At 72.8% G+C, this 14999-nt stretch carries 14 protein-coding genes; 10 read left to right on the forward strand and 4 right to left on the reverse strand.

From position 1 onward, the window contains the following. The first annotated feature begins 19 nt into the window (after positions 1-19). From ACIRQY_RS29535 to ACIRQY_RS29555, 5 genes are all read left to right on the forward strand, one after another. Positions 20-2194, forward strand: coding sequence for an ATP-dependent DNA helicase UvrD2 (locus ACIRQY_RS29535; RefSeq protein WP_403930827.1), 2175 nt, complete (start codon positions 20-22; stop codon positions 2192-2194). A gap of 173 nt (positions 2195-2367) precedes the next feature. Then, complete coding sequence (locus tag ACIRQY_RS29540; protein WP_351781665.1) at positions 2368-2706, forward strand: hypothetical protein; 339 nt, start codon at positions 2368-2370, stop codon at positions 2704-2706. A 172-nt stretch (positions 2707-2878) separates the two neighbouring features. Next, positions 2879-3247: a WhiB family transcriptional regulator gene (locus ACIRQY_RS29545; protein WP_384856680.1), complete on the forward strand. Its 369-nt coding sequence runs from the start codon at positions 2879-2881 to the stop codon at positions 3245-3247. Next, entirely contained in the window at positions 3244-3567 is a 324-nt protein-coding gene (locus ACIRQY_RS29550) for a hypothetical protein (RefSeq protein ID WP_351781668.1), read from the forward strand. The genes ACIRQY_RS29545 and ACIRQY_RS29550 overlap by 4 nt, the downstream gene beginning before the upstream one ends. Positions 3568-3725: 158 nt before the next feature. Then, positions 3726-3908 carry a hypothetical protein gene (locus tag ACIRQY_RS29555; RefSeq protein WP_351781670.1) on the forward strand — a complete coding sequence of 61 codons (183 nt, stop codon included), beginning with the start codon at positions 3726-3728 and terminating at the stop codon, positions 3906-3908. A gap of 452 nt (positions 3909-4360) precedes the next feature. On the opposite strand, the gene ACIRQY_RS29560 is transcribed toward ACIRQY_RS29555, so the two are convergent. Both ACIRQY_RS29560 and ACIRQY_RS29565 read right to left on the reverse strand, forming a co-directional pair. Further along, on the reverse strand, positions 4361-5764 hold the full coding sequence (locus tag ACIRQY_RS29560; protein WP_403930829.1) for an ABC1 kinase family protein: 1404 nt from the start codon (positions 5762-5764) through the stop codon (positions 4361-4363). 41 nt (positions 5765-5805) lie between these two features. Continuing rightward, positions 5806-7182, reverse strand: a complete 1377-nt coding sequence (locus tag ACIRQY_RS29565; protein ID WP_403930831.1) for a ThiF family adenylyltransferase — start codon at positions 7180-7182, stop codon at positions 5806-5808. Positions 7183-7469: 287 nt separating this feature from the next. On the opposite strand from ACIRQY_RS29565, the gene ACIRQY_RS29570 reads away from it, so the two are divergent. From ACIRQY_RS29570 to ACIRQY_RS29585, 4 genes are all read left to right on the forward strand, one after another. Next, positions 7470-8045: a M48 family metallopeptidase gene (locus ACIRQY_RS29570; RefSeq protein ID WP_351781676.1), complete on the forward strand. Its 576-nt coding sequence runs from the start codon at positions 7470-7472 to the stop codon at positions 8043-8045. Between the two features lie 128 nt (positions 8046-8173). Then, positions 8174-9853 (forward strand): TerD family protein, encoded by a 1680-nt coding sequence (locus ACIRQY_RS29575; RefSeq protein ID WP_403930833.1) that lies wholly within the window; start codon positions 8174-8176, stop codon positions 9851-9853. 14 nt (positions 9854-9867) lie between these two features. Continuing rightward, positions 9868-10548 carry an AIM24 family protein gene (locus ACIRQY_RS29580; RefSeq protein WP_403930834.1) on the forward strand — a complete coding sequence of 227 codons (681 nt, stop codon included), beginning with the start codon at positions 9868-9870 and terminating at the stop codon, positions 10546-10548. A 16-nt stretch (positions 10549-10564) separates the two neighbouring features. Continuing rightward, positions 10565-11320, forward strand: a complete 756-nt coding sequence (locus tag ACIRQY_RS29585) for an AIM24 family protein (protein ID WP_351781681.1) — start codon at positions 10565-10567, stop codon at positions 11318-11320. Between the two features lie 69 nt (positions 11321-11389). Here ACIRQY_RS29585 and ACIRQY_RS29590 read toward each other — a convergent pair whose 3' ends face one another. After that, on the reverse strand, positions 11390-11914 hold the full coding sequence (locus ACIRQY_RS29590) for an NUDIX hydrolase (protein WP_351781682.1): 525 nt from the start codon (positions 11912-11914) through the stop codon (positions 11390-11392). Next, positions 11911-13389 carry a zinc-dependent metalloprotease gene (locus ACIRQY_RS29595; RefSeq protein ID WP_403930836.1) on the reverse strand — a complete coding sequence of 493 codons (1479 nt, stop codon included), beginning with the start codon at positions 13387-13389 and terminating at the stop codon, positions 11911-11913. Before ACIRQY_RS29595 ends, ACIRQY_RS29590 begins: the two co-directional genes overlap by 4 nt. Before the next feature lie 222 nt (positions 13390-13611). On the opposite strand from ACIRQY_RS29595, the gene ACIRQY_RS29600 reads away from it, so the two are divergent. After that, complete coding sequence (locus ACIRQY_RS29600) at positions 13612-14721, forward strand: SDR family oxidoreductase (RefSeq protein WP_351781685.1); 1110 nt, start codon at positions 13612-13614, stop codon at positions 14719-14721. Positions 14722-14999 lie beyond the last annotated feature (278 nt).

Raw genomic sequence — 14999 nt, forward strand, 5'->3', positions numbered from 1 at the left:
GACCTGGCAGCATTGGAGGGTGACAGCAGCAACGCACTCCACTCTGTTCCCGCAGGTCCCGGAGACGGCCGACGCGGTGCTCGACGGGCTCGACCCCGAGCAGCGCGAGGTCGCCCTGGCCCTGACCGGCCCGGTGTGCGTGCTGGCGGGAGCCGGCACGGGCAAGACGCGGGCGCTCACCCACCGCATCGCCTACGGGGTGCGCTCGGGCAGACTCCAGCCCGCCAGCGTGCTGGCCGTCACGTTCACCAACCGTGCCGCGGGCGAGATGCGCGGACGGCTCCGGCAGCTCGGCGCGGGCGGCGTCCAGGCCCGCACGTTCCACTCCGCGGCCCTCCGCCAGCTCCAGTTCTTCTGGCCGAAAGCAGTCGGCGGCGAGCTGCCCCGGCTCCTTGAGCGGAAGATCCAGCTGGTCGCCGACGCGGCGGCCCGCTGCCGCGTCCGCCTGGACCGCAACGAGCTGCGGGACGTCACCGCGGAGATCGAGTGGGCCAAGGTCACCCAGACCGTCCCCGCCGACTACCCCGCCGTCGTCGCCAAGGCCCTCAGGGACGCCCCCCGCGACCCGGCCGAGATCGGCCAGATCTACGCGCTGTACGAGCAGCTGAAGCGCGACCGCTCGGTGATCGACTTCGAGGACGTGCTGCTGCTCACGGTCGGCATCCTCCAGGACCGGCACGACATCGCGGACCAGATCCGGAGCCAGTACCAGCACTTTGTGGTGGACGAGTACCAGGACGTCTCCCCGCTCCAGCAGCGGCTGCTCGACCTGTGGCTCGGCGAGCGGGACAACCTCTGCGTGGTCGGCGACGCCAGCCAGACGATCTACTCCTTCACCGGCGCCACCCCCGACCACCTGCTGAACTTCCGCGCCCGCCACCCCGGCGCCACCGTGGTCAAGCTCGTCCGCGACTACCGCTCCACCCCGCAGGTCGTCCATCTCGCCAACGGTCTGCTGAGCCAGGCCCGCGGCCGGGCCGCCGAGCACCGGCTCGAACTGATCTCACAGCGCGACCGGGGCCCCGAGCCGGTCTACACGGAGTACGCCGACGAGCCGACCGAGGCCGAGGGCACCGCCCGGCGCGTCCGGGACCTCATCGCCGCCGGGGTCCCGGCGGGCGAGATCGCCGTCCTCTACCGGATCAACGCCCAGTCCGAGGTGTACGAGCAGGCCCTCGCCGACGCCGGGGTGCCCTACCAGCTGCGAGGTGCCGAGCGCTTCTTCGAGCGCCAGGAAGTACGGGAGGCGGGCATCGCCCTGCGCGGCGCGGCCCGCGCAGGCGGGAACGACTCCCTCCTCGACGACGCCGAGGACCTGCCCGCGCAGGTCAGGGCCGTACTGTCCACCAAGGGCTGGAACAGTCGGCCGCCCGCGGGCTCCGGCGCCGTCCGGGACCGCTGGGAGTCCCTCGCCGCCCTCGTCCGGCTCGCCGAGGACTTCGCCCGCGCCCGGCCGGGCGCCACCCTCTCGGACCTGGTGGCCGAGCTCGACGAGCGGGCCGCCGCCCAGCACGCCCCGACCGTCCAGGGAGTGACGCTCGCCTCGCTGCACGCGGCCAAGGGCCTCGAATGGGACGCGGTCTTCCTGGTCGGCCTCACCGAGGGAATGCTCCCCATCACCTACGCGAAGACCGACGAGCAGATCGAGGAGGAGCGGCGCCTGCTGTACGTCGGCGTCACCCGCGCCCGGACCCATCTGACGCTCTCCTGGGCGCTCTCCCGCTCCCCGGGCGGCCGGGCCTCCCGGCGGCCCAGCCGCTTCCTCAAGGGGCTGCGGCCCGGCTCCGGCTCCCTCGGCACCGTCGCGTCCGGCGGCTCCGGCTCCTTCGAGCGGGGCACCACCGTCCGGCGCGTGCCGCGCGGCCCGGTCCTGTGCCGGGTCTGCGGGGCGACCCTCACCGAGGCGGGCGCCATGAAGCTGCTGCGCTGCGAGGACTGCCCCTCGGACATGGACGAGGGCCTCTACGAGCGGCTCCGGGACTGGCGCTCCGAGCAGGCCAGGGAACTCGGCCAGCCCGCCTATTGCGTGTTCACCGACAAGACGCTGATGGCCATCGCCGAGCGGGTCCCCGCCACCGACGGTGAGCTGTCGGTGATCTCCGGTGTCGGCACCCGCAAGCTGCACCGCTTCGGCGTCGATGTCCTGGCCATCTGCGCAGGTGAGGAGGGTGGAGCGGGTGCCGACGAGGACTGATGAAAACTCATCGGAAAAATAGTTTGCGCCTGCCCCGTCAGGCCCCATAGGTTCTTAACCACGGAAACAGCGGCTTCTTCGAAGCCCTGTGTTCGTGGTGTACTTGTCCAAATAAACATGAGGGCCCGGCTCGCACCCGAGTCCTCCGAGACGCCGAGAGGAGGCGAATTGCAGTGATCAGCTTCATCGACCAGACCAGCACCGCCGGCTTCGTCAGCACGGCCAAAATGACCGATCGCTCGGTCGTCTCCTCCTGCACGCTCGGCTTCTCCGGCTCGGCTCTCATCGCCACCGGTCTGCCCGTCGCCACCCTCCCCGTCACCGGTCTGTCCGGTCTCGGTGTGGCTGCCGCTCGGGTCCTGCGGGATGAGCGACCGACCAAGGCACGGGAAGCAGCGGGCAAGGCCACGGCCTATGACTTTGCGGCGACCGGTGCCGGAAACCAGCAGTTGACGCAGCACCACACAATGTGGGCCTTCCGTGGGCTCGAACCCTGGAGTGATCCAGTCTGATCCATGATCAGACCGGCGCCTTCAGGGCCGCGGAACCCCACCCGGGATCCGCGGCCCTTCTGTTTGTCCCCGAACGGGGACGACGCCACGAAGACGCCTCGGGGAAGCACCGCCCGGTACCAGCCGAAACCCCGGCCAACAGGCCGGAACGACCAGACGAGGAAAGAACACCGTGCAACTCGAAGCGCACGCCCCGTCCGTACCGCCTTCCGAAACGATCCCCCAGACCGGCCTCACGGAGGACCACGCTTTGACCCCCCTCACCGCGCTCACCGCGCTCGACGACGCCATCGAGAACCTCGGCGTCCCCGTTCCGTGTCGCGCCTACGACCCCGAGGTGTTCTTCGCGGAGTCCCCGGCCGACGTCGAGTACGCCAAGTCCCTCTGCCGGACCTGCCCGCTCGTCGCCGCCTGCCTGGCCGGTGCCAAGGAGCGCCGCGAGCCCTGGGGTGTCTGGGGTGGCGAGCTGTTCGTCCAGGGCGTGGTTGTCGCCCGCAAGCGGCCCCGTGGCCGTCCGCGCAAGAACCCGGTCGCGGCATGAACGCCACCGGAACCATCGACCGTCCCCTCACGCACGATCCCCAGAAGCAGGCCCCGATGACCTCTTCCACCAGCGAGCCCGCCGGCTCCGCCACCCCAGCCTTCTCTCCCTCCGCCGCGCCCGTCGCGCGTCAGAACAGGACCCGTGAAATGCAACTCATCCCAGAAGCCTTGGCTCGTGCTCATATGCATGAGCGACAGCGTGAGGCCGACGCGCAACGTCAGGCCGTGCGCCTGATCGCCGCCCGGCGCATGCAGCGTCGCGCGGAGCGCGTCTCGCTCCGTGCCCGCCGCGCGCTGGCCATGGCCGTCATGCACTGAGGCCGCCCCCCGGAGTGACCCGCCCGACGGCGGCCCTCCGGACGCGTCCAGCAGATCCCGCGCCCCTCGGGGGCGCCCCATGGGGGCCGGTCCGAACGGACCGGCCCCCGCGGTGCGTTGTCGGGGCGGTCGCTCTCCGCCGGGCTATCGTCACCAGGGTGAACGACGTCCGTACCCCCGAGGACCCCCTCGTCTGCGCGCGCTGCGGCAGGACCACCGACAGCCTGCCGCTGACCTGGACCTGTTCGGTGGAGAACGGCCGACGCGCCTACTTCTGCGAGGACTGCGCCCGCGCCAACATCCGGTCGATCGAGGGCCGTCTCGACTCCACCTGGTGGTGAGCCCCGGGTCGGCCCCGGGACGCCGGAGTCATGCGGCCGCGCGGGTCATGTGCGGGCCGCCGCCCTGAGCCGGGGCCGCCGTGCGAGAAGAACAACCCCGGCTTCCCCCCCCGCCCCTCCCTCCCCCTCCCTCCCCTTCCTCTCCTTTCCTTCTCCTCTCTCCGGTCCTGGCATCGGTCCCATTGCGGGGCCGGTCCACGGAGAAGTGCCCCGTATACGCGGTGCGCGGCTCGACGCCCCGGGACCGAGCACCGCCGTAGGAACGCGCGTCTCGACCCAGGTCCGGCACGTCACGATGAGCGGGACCACTTGCCCACCGTCGTCACGGCCGAACTCCGCCGGTCCAGCCCCAGCCTGTCGAGCCCTGCCCTCCGAGCCCCGTAAGGAACGTCCCCGCCATGCCGGAAGACCAGCCGGTCCATGATCTGGGCGGGACGGTCGCGGAGCCGTTCTCAGGACGGCTTCTCCTCCGTCGCCGTGGCCGCGGGGGTGCTGGGGGTGGTCGCGGTGGCGGTGCCGGGGGTGACGAAGCCCGGTAGCCACTCCTCCAGTTCGTCCCGCAGGCGGACCGTCGCGCCGAGCTGGCACAGCACCCCGATGGTGCTCAGCGTCACCCGGTGTATCAGCAGGTACGACGGCGGCAGGTTCAACTGCTTGCCCAACTGGTGGGCGGGGGAGCGGGGGTCGGCGATCCGGGCCGCCTGGGCACGCATCCAGCCCCGGGTGAAGCGGAAGGACTCCGCCTCCGCCGGTTCGATGATCGGCAGCAGGTACTCCAGGACCGCGTCCGGATCGAGCGCCACGGACTCCTTGACGAAGCCCTCCGCCCGTAGTGACGCGTAGACGCCCTCCGCCTCGCCCGCGAGCGTCAGCCGCAGACAGTGCCCGATCGTCTCCGGCAGCCCGCCCGGCAGCCGGTCCACCGTGCCGAAGTCCAGCACGCCGAGCCGCCAGTCCGAGGGACCCGCGTCCTCGACGTCGCCCGGCAGCAGCCGGAAGTTCCCCGGATGCGGATCGGCGTGCAGCAGCCCCGTGCGCGCCGGGCCCGAGAAGAGGAAACGGGCGAGGAGCTGCCCCGCCCTGTCCCGCTGCTCCGGCGTGCCGTCCGCGATCACCTCCGCGAGCGGGACGCCCTCCATCCACTCGGTCACCAGGACCTGCTCCGCCCGGTGCACCACCGCGGGCACCCGCACATCGGGATCGTCCGAGAACTCCTCCGCGTGCCTCTGCTGCGCCGCCGCCTCCAGGCCGTAGTCCAGCTCCTCGGACACCCGGTCCCGCATCTCGGCGATCAGCGGCTTGATGTCCATGCCGGGGATCAGCGGGCCGAGGAGACGGGCGAACCGGCTCAGCTGCGTCAGATCCGAGAGCAGGGCCTCCCCGGCGCCCGGATACTGCACCTTGACGGCGACCTCGCGCCCGTCGTGCCAGACCGCCCGGTGCACCTGCCCGATGGAGGCGGCGGCCGAGGGCTTGTCCTCGAACTCCAAGAACAGCTCCCGCCAGCCCTCGCCGAGCCGCTCCTCCAGGACCGCGTACACGGTTCGCGTCGGCATCGGGGGCGCCGCGTCCTGGAGCTTCGTCAGCGCCGCCCGATAGGGACCGGCGACCTCCTCGGGGAGGGCCGACTCGAAGACGGAGAGCGCCTGCCCGAACTTCATGGCCCCTCCCTTCAGCTCGCCCAGGACCTTGAACAACTGCTCGGCCGTGCGCTGCTGGAGCTCGCGGGCGACCAGCTCGGCCGATCTCCCGCCGATCCGCTTGCCCAGACCCCAGGTGGCCCGGCCCGCGAAGCCGAGCGGCAACGCGGCCAACTTGGCGGTCCGGGTGACCGCCTTCCGGGGAAGATCAGACATACGCCCCTCCAAAACCCAGACTGCCGTGCCGCGCAGAGCCGTTACCCCGCCATTGTGTCCTGCGTCCCTCCGGCCGACGAGGTGCGCTCCCCCTCCATCACCCGTGCCGCCCCACACGGGCAGGCCGGATGCGGCCTCAGCCGCTCCGCCCGCCACTCCAGCAACGGCAGTGACGTCTCCCAGCGGGTGCCCGTGCTCGCCGGGAGGTCCCCGTCCAGGAACGCGAGCGCGTGCGCGGCGGCCAGTCCCGCCACCGCCGTCGCCAGCCCCAGATCGCAGGCGGGCAGCGGCTGCGGGGCGCCCGAGCGCCACTGGGCGAGCAGCCGGGGCCAGTCGGGTTCCCCGTCCGTCCGGCCCTCCTGGAGACAGCGTGCGCAGGCCGTGCCGCCCGGCAGCACGAGCGGCCCGACCGCGCCCGTCGCCTCCAGGACCCCCGCGTAGAGATGGGGGGTGCCGGTGGCGATCAAGGGACCGGCGGCGACCGGATCGGGGACGTACGCCCCGAGCCCGTCCCTCGGTGTCACTACGACGAGTGACAGCCCGGCCCCGTCGACACCCTCACCCGGTCCATGGCCCCGCCCCGCCGCACCACGGCCACGCCCGGAGCCACCACCACGCCCCCGGCCACCACCACCTCCCTGGTCGCGGCCGTACTCCCGGCCACGACCACCGCCACCGCCACTTCCCTGTCCCAGGCCACCGCCGGGCATCGGGTCACCGCCGTACCCCTTGTCACCGCCGCGCGCCTTGTCACCGTCCCGCCCCGGGCCCCCCGGCCCGGGGCCGTCGCTCCCACCCGGGCCGACCCGCAGCCCCGGCCTTCTGCGCCACCGGCCGACCGAGCGCCGGGCGGCAGTGGCCCGTCGCTCGCCCACCGACTCGTCCGGCAGTCCGCCGGGGGAGGTCTCCCAGGGCTCGACCCGACCCGAGTCCAGCACCTCGACCGTGCCCACGCCCGCCGCCGACAGCAGGGCCGCCACCGTCGTCCCCACCCGCCCCGCGCCCCTGACCTGGACGCGCAGCGCCCGCCGGGCCGCCAGCACCCGTACCGCCCGTCCCGGCTCGGGATGGACCACGGACAGCGAGGCCAGATCGGCGCGCAGCGGATCGAGGGCGGTGTCCCCGGGACCGGCCGCCGGTCCGGGCCTGCCGGGCCTGCCGTGCGCCGCGTCGGCGAGCAGCCCGGCCGACCGCAGCCGCCCGAGGAGGGCGTCGAGGTGTCCGTCCGGCAGACCCCGCGCCCGTGCCTCGGCCCGCAGCAGTTCCACGCCCCGGGTGCCGTCGAGGAGCCCGAGCACCGCCGCCGTCTCCGGGGCGACCGGATCGAGCACCACCGCGTGTGCCGGGGTGACGCCGAACTGGACACGGCGCAGCCCCCGCCAGGCCCGCCGCAGCGCCGGTTTCACCATCGGATGCATTTCCCGCCCCCGCCTTCGTTCCGTACCCGCATATTTCATGATCGACATCGGTTCTCTCGCCGTCCGGACCGAGAATGCCCCGCCGCCGCGAACCGTGCGGAAAGTTGTCCACAGGGCAGGGGGATTAGTCATTCGAATGCGCCCGGTACCCGCTGCGGAACAGCCCCGTATCGGCCCCGGACCGTTCAGGAAACCGACCCGGAACCCACCCGGAACCGACCCCGACCCGACCCGGAACAACCCCCGACACAGGACTTCCCGCGTCGGCAGCGGGTAACGTCGGGACCGTGCCCGCCGACCCACAGCGCAGCGTGACCGAAGAACCGCACCGAGGTGCGGGGCCGAGCGCGGTCGAGGTCCGCAGAAGCGCACGCCGGAGGAGAACCGTCTCGGCCTACCGCGAGGGCGACCGGACCGTGGTGCTCATCCCGGCCCGGATGTCCGAGGCGGAGGAGCGCCGCTGGGTCGGCGTGATGCTGGACAAGCTCGCCGCCCGGGAGAACCGGGGCGTCCTCGGGGACCGCGAGCTGACCGAGCGGGCGGGGCACCTCTCGGAGCAGTACCTGGAAGGCCGGGCCCGCCCCGGCTCGGTGCGCTGGGTCACCAACCAGAACAGCCGCTGGGGCTCCTGCACCCCCGCCGAGGGCAGCATCCGGCTCTCCCACCGGCTCCGGGGCATGCCCGAGTACGTCGTCGACTACGTCCTCCTGCACGAGCTGGCCCATCTGCTCGTCCCCGGGCACGGACCGGAGTTCTGGCAGCTCCTGGACGCCTATCCGCGCACCGAGCGGGCCCGCGGCTACCTGGAGGGCGTGGCCGCCGCCGACCGTCTCCCGCACCCGCCGGACGCGCACGAGGAATGAGCTTCGGGGCCGTTCCGGGAATGTTTCCCGATTCCGTACCGAAATCCATCGGCCCTGTCTGGATGTCGTACCCAGCGGTTAGCCTGGCGCGAGCACACAGCCATTCGGGATGGGGGACGGTCTAACGCATGGCCAGGGAATTCCAACGCGGCCACAAGGCCAGGATCAGCGATCTGACCGCGGGGACGGATCTGTACGTCGGCGTCCAGATCTCGGCACCCGGACTGACCTTCGACATCAGCTGCTTCGGGCTCGACGCCGAGGAGCGGCTCTCCGACGACCGGTACTTCGTCTTCTTCAACCAGCCGAAGACGCCCGAGGAGTCCGTCCAGCTCCTGGGTGCCCAGGCCGGTGACACCGAGTCCTTCCGCGTCACGCTCGACCGCGTTCCCGCGCACGTCCACAAGCTGTCCTTCACCGCGACCGTCGACGGCGCGGGCCAGATGTCCCAGATCGGCCCCGGCCACCTGCGGATCGTGGCGGGCGGCGAGGAGGTCGCGCGGTACGCGTTCACCGGCTCGGAGTTCTCCACCGAGCGCGCGGTGATGCTGGGCGACTTCTACCTCAAGGACGTGTGGCGCTTCGCCGCCGTGGGCCAGGGCTTCGACGGCGGTCTGGACGCGCTCCTGCGCAACTTCGGCGGCGAGGTCGCCGAGGAGGAGCCCGCCGCCGAGCCGCAGCAGCCCCCGGCCCCCGGCTTCGCCCCGCCGCAGGGCGCCGAACCACCCGCCTTCGCGCCGCCCGCCTTCGCACCGCCACCGGGACCCGCCCCCGCACCCCCGGCACCCGCCCCCGCGTTCGGCGCGCCCGCCGCGCCGCCCGTGCCCCCGGCTCCCGCACCCCCGGGACCCGTGCCGCCGGTCCACACGGCACCCACGATGGTGGCCCCGCTGGTGCACGCGCCCGTCCCGCCGCCCGGCCCGGCCCCCGCCCCCTACGGGCAGCCGCCGGGAGCTCCTTCGTACGGCCAGATCCCCGGACAGCCCCCGGGCCAGCACTCCGGCCAGTTCCCGGGACAGCAGCCGCCCGGCGCCTACGGGCCGCCGCAGGGCCAGCCCCCCTACGGGCAGGCCGTCCCCGTCCCGTACGGGCAGACCCCGGCGCACGGGTCCCAGCCCGGTGTCCCGGGGGGCGTCCCGGCCGGTGGCGCGGGCCTCGCCGCCGCCCTCGCGCCGTACAAGGAGACCGCCACCGGCGCCCGCTGGACCCCGCAGAACCAGCAGCTCATGCGGGTCGACCTCGGCACGGGCGGCTCTCCCGTCCTCGCCCGCCAGGGCTCCATGGTCATGTACCAGGGCAAGGTCGACTTCGGCTACAAGGGCGCGGGCTTCGCGGGCCGGATCGTCGGCAACGCCACGGGCCAGGAGATGCAGCTCATGCGCTGCACCGGCCGAGGCCAGGTCTTCCTCGCGGAGGAGGGCTCCCACCTGCACCCGATCGAGCTCCAGGGCGACGCCATCTGCGTCTCCGCGGAGAACGTCCTCGCGTTCGACGAGTCCCTCCAGTACGAGGTGCGGCGCATCGAGGGCCACGGCATCCCCGGCGGTGCCCTCTTCACCATGCAGTTCCAGGGCACCGGCACCGTCGTCGTGAAGACCCACGGCCTCCCCGTCGTGCTGCCCGTCACCCCGACCACCTTCGTCGACAGCAACGCCGTCGTCGCCTGGTCGGCCGCGTCCCAGGTCATCCTCTCCAGCCAGGTGCGGCTGCGCCGCAACGCCTACCCCGGCCACAGCGGCGAGACCGTGAACCTCCAGTTCCGGGGAGCCCCCGGCAACTTCGTCGTCGTCCAGCCCTACGAGGTCTGAGGGAGCCCGAAGACATGAACCAGCAACTCGCGGGCTACGCCCCGACCCCCGTCGTGGCCCGGATGGAGAACCACGGCCAGGCCATGCTCAAGGTCGCCATGGCCTCCGGCCAGGACCTCTACGCCAGGACCGGCTCGATGATCGCCTACGAGGGCTTCATCACCTACGAGCCCAACCCGCCCGCCGTCCGCCAGGTCGCCCAGCAGTGGATCACCGGCGAGAGCACCCCGGTCATGAAGTGCTCCGGAGACGGACTGCTCTACCTCGCCGACTACGGCGCCGACGTCGTCGTGGTCAACCTCCAGAACGACTCCCTCTCCGTCAACGGCACCAATGTGCTCGCCTTCGACGCCCACCTCCAGTGGGGCGTCGAGCGGGTCAAGGGACTCGCCAAGATCGCCGGCCAGGGCCTGTTCAACGTCACGATCACCGGCACCGGCTGGGTCGCCCTGACCTCCCGGGGCACCCCGGTCGTCGTCGACTGCGGAAGCGGCGAGGACGAGACGTACGTCGACCCCGACGCGCTCGTCGCCTGGTCGCCGTCGCTCAAGGTCAAGGGCAAGCGCAGCTTCAAGGCGTCCTCGCTCATCGGGCGGGGCAGCGGCGAGGCCTACCAGATGGCCTTCTCCGGCCAGGGAATCGTCGTCGTACAGCCGAGCGAGGACAGCACCGACCGCCTGCGGGCCCGGGGCTGAGGGAAGCGAGAACACCATGCAGAGCCCGCTCTTCCACCACGCCGAGCAGCAGAGCCAGGAGCGGTACGTCGTCCAGAACCCGCAGCTCCTGCGGGTCAGCCTCACCGGACAGGACGACGTCCTCGCCCGCAAGGGCGCCATGGTCGCGTACCAGGGACTGATCGACTTCGACGGCGAGTACCAGACCACGAACCAGCGACAGTCCCGCGCCGGCACCGGCGAGGGCCTCGACCTCATGCGTTGCTCCGGCCAGGGCACGGTCTACTTCGCCAACCTCGCCCAGCACGTGCACGTCGTCGAGGTCGAGCAGGAGGGCCTCACCGTCGACAGCGCCTATGTGCTCGCGCTCGACTCCACCCTCCACACCGAGGTCATCGCCGTCGACAGCCAGTACGGCGTCTCCGGCACCGGCAAGTACCAGCTCAACATCTCGGGCCGGGGCAAGGTCGCCCTGATGACCTCGGGCCGGCCTCTGATGATGCACGTCACACCCGACAAGTACGTCAGCGTCGACGCGGACGCGATCGTCGCCTGGTCCACCGGACTGCGCGTCCAGATGCAGGCGCAGACACACAGCTCCAGCGTCCGCCGCAGACGCGGCGACACCGGCGAGGGCTGGGAGCTCAGCTTCCTCGGCCAGGGCTTCGCCCTGGTCCAGCCCAGCGAGGTCATGCCCCCGCAGCACATGGCCACGGGCCAGGGCGTCGCCGCCCAGTTCGGCGCCGGACAGCACGGCTCCCACGCCCAGAACCAGAACAACGCCTGGAACTGACCGCTCCGGAGACAGGAGTGCGGGGCGGTCACCACGGCGACCGCCCCGCACCCCCTCACCCGTCCGGCCTTACGGGAGCCGGGCCAGCGTCCCTTCGAGCAGCCGCAGCACCGAGGTGTCCGCCACCTCCGCCACCTCGTCGTACGCGAACCAGCGCAGGTCCAGCGACTCCTCGCTGATCCGCTCCGCCGCACCCGCCGGGGCCAGCGCCGCGTACTGCACGTCCAGGTGCCAGTGGCAGGGCGCCGGGATCGGATGCCGGTCGAGCCGCACCGGACCGCCCGGCAGCAGCGTCAGACCGTCGATCCCCGACTCCTCGGCCCCCTCACGCAGCGCCACCGCCTCCAGCGACACATCACCGGGCTCGCAGTGGCCGCCCATCTGCAGCCACAGACCCAGCTTCTTGTGCAGCGTCAGCAGCACCCGCCGCCGCGACGGATCGACCACCAGCGCGCTCCCGGTCAGATGACCGGCCCCGCACGGCTTGTACATGCCGTCCGGGTGCTCCGCCAGATGCCCCAGATACAGCTCACGCAGCTCGGGCTGGCCCTCGTACTCCTTCAGCACCCGGACCGCGTCGTCGTACAGGCTCACTTCGCGCCGTCGCCCTTGCCCTCGTCGCCGTCACCGGAGGCACCGCCGTCACCGGAGGGACCGCCGTCGCCGGAACGGCCCTCGGCCGCCTCGCCCAGCATCTTGTCCAGCTCGGAGAAGTCCAGGTGCTCGCGGTGCACGAACCCGTCCGGGTCGTCCAGGTCCGTGGCCGTCGGCAGCATGTCAGGGTGCTCCCACAGCGCGTCCCGGCCGTCCACCCCGCGCGCGTCGGTCAGCGACGCCCACAGGCGCGCCGCGTCCCGCAGCCGCCTCGGCCGCAGCTCCAGACCGATCAGCGTCGCGAAGGTCTGCTCGGCGGGACCGCCCGAGGCCCGGCGCCTGCGCAGCGTCTCGCGCAGCGCGTCAGCCGAGGTCAGCCGCGACTTGGCGGCCTCGTGGACCACCGCGTCCACCCAGCCCTCGACGAGCGCCAGCGCCGTCTCCAGACGGGCCAGGGCCGCCTTCTGCTCCGGAGTGTCCTCCGGCTGGAACATGCCCTGCTGGAGCGCCTCCTGCAACTGCTCGGGATGCGTCGGGTCGAGCTGGCCCACCGCCTCCTCCAGCTTCGAGGTGTCGACCTTGATCCCCCGCGCGTACCCCTCGACCGCGCCGAACAGGTGCGCCCGGAGCCACGGCACGTGCGCGAAGAGCCGCTGGTGGGCGGCCTCGCGCAGCGCCAGGTAGAGCCGCACCTCGTCGGACGGCACGCCCAGGTCCTTGCCGAAGGCCTCGATGTTCAGCGGGAGCAGCGCGGCGCGCCCGGCCGGGCCCAGCGGCAGACCGACGTCGGTCGAACCGACGACCTCACCGGCCAGCGCGCCCACGGCCTGCCCGATCTGCTGGCCGAACATGGCACCGCCCATCGAGCGCATCATGCCGATCAGCGGGCCCGCCATGGCCTGCATCTCCTCCGGCAGGACGTCGCCCATCGCCGCGCCCACCCGCTCGGCGACCGGGTCCACGAGCTGCTGCCAGGCGGGCAGGGTCGCCTCGACCCACTCCGCGCGGCTCCACGCCACCGCCGTGCCCGCGCCGGAGGGCAGCGGGGTGACCTCGTCGAGCCAGAGGTCGGCGAGGCGCACGGCCTCCTCGACAGCGGACTTCTCGGCCGGGCCCACACTGGCGTCCTTGACGCCGTCGGACGTGCCCTGGGCGACCACCTGGCGGGCGATCTGCTTGGCCATGTCCCAGTTCACGGGACCGCCCTCGTAGCTGAGCATCTGCCCGAGCTGCTGGAAGGCGGCACCGAGATCGTTGGGGTTCAGGGAGCCGAACATCGCCGCGAAGGGGTTGTCCGCGCCGCCGGGCCCGCCCATGCCCGGCACTCCGCCGAAGCCGAACGGGTTCGCGCCGAACGGGTTGCCGCCCTGGCCTCCGGACCCCTGGCCACCTCCGGCGGGGTCCTTCTTCTTGCCCTCGTCGCCGTTCTCCGGCTCCTCCGGCGGAAGGCCGAATCCGAATGGGGTGTCACTCACGGGTTTCCTCGGCTCGTAGGGCCGCCGGCCTCCTGCCGACGGCGACTGCCCGACCGGGGTCCATCCGTCACTCCGGACGGGCCCCGCACACCACCAGCGTAGACATCCGAGCCGGATTCGGGCTCGGTGCTCCGCCGGGACGTGCCCTGCGGCAGGATGGACGCCACCTGGTCCGTACGCGTCATGCCCGTACGTACTGAAGACAACCGCTGGAGACGCCCGGTGAGTTCCCCAGATCCACAGGTTCGCGGAGCGCGAAACCCCTCAACCCGGTCCGCCGTGCGCGGCCCCGTCGTCGCGGTCACCGGCGCCGCGTCCGGCATCGGTGATCTGCTGATCAGACGGCTGGTCGCGTCCGACGAGGTCAGGAAGGTCGTCGCCGTCGACGAGCGGCGGGGCGAGGTCGCCGAAGCGCACTGGCACGTCCTCGACGTACGGGATCCGGCCATCGCGGAGAAGCTGCGCGGCGCGGACGTCGTCGTGCACCTCGCCGTCGACCTCGACCTGGAGACCGACTCCGCCGCCCGGACGGCCTACAACGTGCGCGGGACGCAGACCGTGCTGACCGCGGCCGCCGCCGCGGGTGTCCACCGGGTCGTCCTGTGCACCTCCGCGATGGTCTACGGGGCCCTGCCCGACAACGACATCCCGCTCTCCGAGGACGCCGAGCTCCGGGCGACGGCGGAGGCCACCGGCGTGGGCGACCTCCTGGAGATCGAGCGGCTGGGCCGCCGCGCGCCCCGCGCGCACCCCGGGCTCAACGTCACCGTGGTCCGCCCGGCCGTCCTCGTCGGCGGTACGGACACGGCGCTGACCCGCTACTTCGAGTCGCCCCGGCTGCTCGTCGTCGCCGGGTCCCGGCCGACCTGGCAGTTCTGCCACGTCGAGGACCTGGTGAGCGCCCTGGAGTACGCGGCCTTGGAGAAGGTCGACGGCGAGCTGGCGGTCGGCTGCGAGGGCTGGCTGGAACAGGAGGAGGTCGAGGAGCTGTCCGGCATCCGGCGCATGGAGCTGCCCTCGGCGGTCGCGCTCGGCGCGGCGGCCCGGCTCCACCGGATCGGCCTCACCCCGTCCCCGGCGGGCGACCTCGCCTACACCATGCACCCGTGGGTGGTGAGCGTCGGACGGCTCCACGACGCCGGATGGCGTCCGAAGTGGACGAACGAGGAGGTCCTCGCCGCGCTGCTCGCGGAGGCGGCGGGCCGTCACACGGTCGCGGGCCGCCGTCTCGGCCGCAAGGACGCCACGGCGGCGGGCGCGGCGGGTGCGACGGTGGCCCTGCTCGGCACGGCGGCCCTGGTCCGCCAGATGCGGAAGCGGCGCGGGATCTGACCGGCCCTCCAGCCTCTGATCGGCCCGACCCTTCGACCCCCGATCGGCCCGGCCCTCCGGCACTCGATCGGCCCGCCCCCCGCCCCCCGGCCCCCGGTCGGCCCGGCCCTCCGACCCCTGATCGGCCCGGCCCTCCTGCCCCCGATCAGCCGGGGACGGCCGTACGCGCACGCGTGAGGCCCTTTTGGCGGGCCGGTGGCGCCCGGGGGACCTAACGGGGCGAGTGGCCCCGGAGGGGCCGTCCAGGCCCGGCGGAGGACTCGCCCCGCCCCGCCGTG

The organism is Streptomyces sp. NPDC101490 (assembly GCF_044767145.1).
Classification (GTDB): domain Bacteria; phylum Actinomycetota; class Actinomycetes; order Streptomycetales; family Streptomycetaceae; genus Streptomyces.